General features: G+C 37.7%; 2 protein-coding genes. Both read left to right on the top strand.

The annotated features are described in order from the left end of the window. A partial coding sequence (locus tag BMW42_RS14505; protein WP_143047425.1) for a DUF2345 domain-containing protein occupies positions 1–1617 on the top strand: 1617 nt, incomplete at its 5' end. Between the two features lie 17 nt (positions 1618–1634). After that, positions 1635–4304 (top strand): DUF6531 domain-containing protein (locus BMW42_RS14500; protein ID WP_143047424.1); only part of this gene is annotated, 2670 nt, incomplete at its 3' end.

Here is a 4304-nt window from a genome sequence, read left to right as displayed (position 1 = left end):
GATGCAAGCGAAGCCAAACAACAACTCGAAAGTAGCTTAAACAACGCCAAAGCTTTGAGTGAAGTGGCAAAAAATCAACAAACTGATCCACTGAGCTTACTCGAAAACCTACAAGGCTATCTCAAGAACTTAGAGAGCGAAGACCAAAGCAAAGCCGCGGCTTTTAAACAAGCGATCATGCTCTTGGCTTCACCAAGTTCAATTGCCGTAGAAAGTAACGAAGACATCCACCTCAGTGCAGATGGACAGATCAACCAAATTGCACAAGGAAGCATTAACACCAGCACGCAAGACAGCATCATCGGACATGCCAGCAAAAAGATCAGCTTATTTGCAGCGCAAGAAGGAGCACGACTGTATGCAGGCAAAGGCAAGATCGAGATTCAAGCTCAAGGGGATGGTGCTGATCTGATTGCAAGAAAGGGTGTGCAGATTATTTCCACGGAAGATCGAATTGAAATTAAAGCGGCAAAAAAAATAGTGTTGATCGGTGGCGGCTCACAGATTGAAATTAGCAGTTCGGGAGTTTTACCGACCACAGCTGGTAAGTTTGAAGTCAAAGCTGGACAACATTTATTTAAGCCGGGAGCGAGTGTAAGTACTTCAGCTCAATTGCCAACAATGCAACCGTTAAAAGGCGCATTGAATCTTTTAAGAAGTTATGGTGGAAGTGAATTCTTTAAAGGAGCTGGATATAAAGTTATTGACTCTCTTGGGAAGACAATAACAGGGAAATTAGATGCGAATGGTTTTGCTCAAGTAACAGGAATTGCTCCTGGTGGTGCACAAGTGATTTTTGATAAAGATGAGCGAAGTCCTTGGGCATTATCAAGTCATTTTTCGCGAAGTTATGATTGGGCAGATGCAGTAATTCCTGGTGCATCTAATTTTGTGAACTCGAGCTTAAATCAGCTGGGTCAGAATTTAATGGCTCAAGTTAAAAATAATTTGACTCAACTTGATAGTATGAATTTAAAGGATATAGGCAAGAATGCTTTAAAAGGTCTAGCAGACCAAACTGTTGGGCAACTCAAAAATCAAGTGGCAAGTTCTACTTTAGGTGGAATTTCAGAAAAATTAAATTTAGGTTTAAGTCCTGATCAGTTGAAGACTATAAGCCAAATGGCAGTAAATCCTTCTCAATCACTAGATATGATTCGTACACAAGGCGTTGATTTTATAACTCAGCAGGCCACATCGAAGTTGATTCCGAATTTTATGAATTCAACTGGGTTTATGCCAAATACAAATTTTGATACAGCATTGGATCAGGAAAATATTACGAATCAATCTGAAAAGGTCATTGTAACTGATGACTACATTGCACAGAAATATTATCAATCTGGCGGATTAACGTATACCGAAACAACAAGAATCAGTACGAAATCGAATCCAGCTCCATTGTTAACAAATCAAAAGACTGTTGAGATTAATAAGCCTATACAAGTGAATAAAGTAGATGTGAGTACAAACAATTCAACATCAGCAGATGATCAGTTTATTTCACAAAAATATTATCAATCTGGCGGCATTAAATATACGGAAACAACTCGATTAAAAACGAGTAATGATCGTCCTGATTTAGAACAATATAACGCGAAAAACTTAAAAGATTAAAAATATATAGGTTAGTCATGGCAACTGAAAACGAACAAGTTTCTAATAATGCACAATCGAGTGTTGAACTTGCTGTATTTAATTTAGACAGTGTGAGTAGTGTAGCTGACTTACAAGTTATTGCTAATCAAATTGAAAATTTCCTTGTGGTCTGTGGCCAAACATCATTACTTAAAGTCAAAGCAAATGCCCATATAACTACTGTAGCTAATATATATGCTTTAAGTGGAAGTGTGCTTGATTTATTGTTGTATGCAATGTCTCCTCAAACAGAAGTGCTTTCAATACAACGAAATGCTTTGCTTGGTGCGAATTTAATTGGATTGTTTGCAGAGCCTAAACATGAAGCACATGCAAGGATGGGTTTACGTCCCATTTTAGGATTAATGGCTGAATGTCTATATCCTGAAAATGGTAAAATTAAGTCAACTGACATTCGACGTATGGAATTACATCTTAATGCAAGAATGGCAGGGAATTTAGAGACCTATCTAAAAGAGACACAAGCTAAATTAGCGGACTTATTAACGAATGCAAATGCCTTGGCTGTTCAGATTCTAAAATCTCTTCAATCATCTTCATCATCGTCTGTTGTAACGGAAATAACATCGAGCGCATCAGCTGAAAAAAGAGATCCAAATTTACAATTTCAAAATTGGGCAATACCATTAATAGATTTACTCAGTGTTGAGCCTCGAGCAGATTTAACGCCTAAAATTGAATCAACTCCGAGTCATTTTGAAAATTTACTTGTAGAGGCGATTACTTCGATTAGTAACGATTTGCAGAATCAGACAAACCCAAGCTTGCAATACAGTCTTGGTTGGCTCATTCAACAAACACTTAAGGCTATTCAAGATAATCAAAATAAGGGAAATGCCAGTGTTCCGATTAATCAAACTGGTGAGTTTGAGCGTCAAACTGATGGCGATATCCTTGAATTTGTCAGTTTGCAAGCAGATGCATTAATGGATCCTCCATGTTTGAATCCAGCTGAACCAACAACAAGTGCTGAAACCAATACTGCTCATAGTATTAGCTATTCTATAGGTGCTGAACGAGTTTCCCATGTAGACTTCAGCCTACCTAAGCTGGGATTAGTATTCAATCGACTTTATAACTCCCAAATGGCGGAATTCGATAACGGTGCTTTGGGTGCTCGTTGGTTAATGCCTTTTTCTAATTTGATTGTTCCAAATGAAAAGGGTTATTTGTTTATTGATGCGAAAGGCAGAAAACAACAATTGCCATCGATCATTATGCGTGAATCCTATGAAGTTCCATTCCAAGGTATTACAACACATCTAAATGAACAGGGTGAATTAGTCCTAAATTTTGGAACAGAATGGGATTATCAATTTAGTACATTCGATCAAGGTCAAAGTTATCAGCTTACGCAAGAGAGAAATTCATCAACTCAAGAACAAGTCGATCTTCGTTATATCTTGCTAAATGGCAAAGCTTATTTACAAACCGTCCATTTTAATTTTAAGAAGACTCAGCAAATTTTGAAATTTGCTTACAATGATCAAGCAAAAATTATTGCTATTTTTGTGGATGATCAAGAACAACCACTTGCTCGTTATGGGTACGATCATAACGGAAATTTAGTAGAAGCATATGATGAGAATGGTCACGCTCGTCAGTATTCATACAATGCGTATCATCAATTAACACGTTATACCGATCGATCAGGTCGTGGTCAAAATATTCGTTATGATTCGAATGAACCAAATGCAAAAGCCATTGAAGAATGGGCGGATGATGGAAGCTTTAAAACAACTTTAAAATGGCATCCTCGTCTGCGCCAAGTCGCTGTATATGATGCTTACAACGTGCCGACCTATTACTACTTTGATTTAGATGGTTTTACTTATCGTATTCGATTAGCAGATGGTCGTGAAAAATGGTATTCACGTGATCAACATAAACGTATCACTCGAGAGATTGATTACAGTGGTCGTGAAACTCAACAGCAATACAATGAAGAAGGTCTGCTGATTAAAATCATTCAACCAAATGGCGGAGTGATTCGATTTGCTTATGATGAACATAAAAATCTAACTGAAATAAAAGATCCTGAAGGTCATATTTGGAAACGCGAATACAATGCAGATGGCTTGATGACCAAAGAAATCAATCCATTGGGTCACACAACACAATATAAATACAATGCCGAAGGTCAATTGATTGAAATTACTGATGCCAAAGGTGGCTCTAAAAAAATCCAGTATAATGACCTTGGGCAAATGACGTCATATACCGATTGTTCGGGTAAAGAAAGTGCTTGGCAATATGATGAAGAAGGACAACTTAAACAACAACAAGCCGCAGACCAAACAGGTGTGCAATACATCTATAGTGATCAAGGTATAGACAAAGGACAACTTAAATCCATCATCTATCCAGATGGACAAAAAGAACACTTTGAACATGACCAAGAAGGAAGCCTTCTCAAACACATTGATACCAAAGGACAGGTGACTCAATACCACTACAATGCAGTGGGTCTATTAGAAAAACGCCTTGATGCCAACAAACACCAAATTGCCTATCAGTGGGATAAACAAGGGCGTATACAGAAACTTATCAACCAAAACCATGCAGAATATGTATTCGAATACAACAGTTATGGTTATCTCACACGAGAACAAGCCTTTGATGGTGAAGAAAAACACTATAGTTAC

Origin of the sequence: Acinetobacter sp. DSM 11652 (assembly GCF_900109815.1) — a bacterium.
Taxonomy (GTDB): Bacteria; Pseudomonadota; Gammaproteobacteria; order Pseudomonadales; family Moraxellaceae; genus Acinetobacter.
This window is presented reverse-complemented; position numbering and strand designations above follow the sequence as displayed.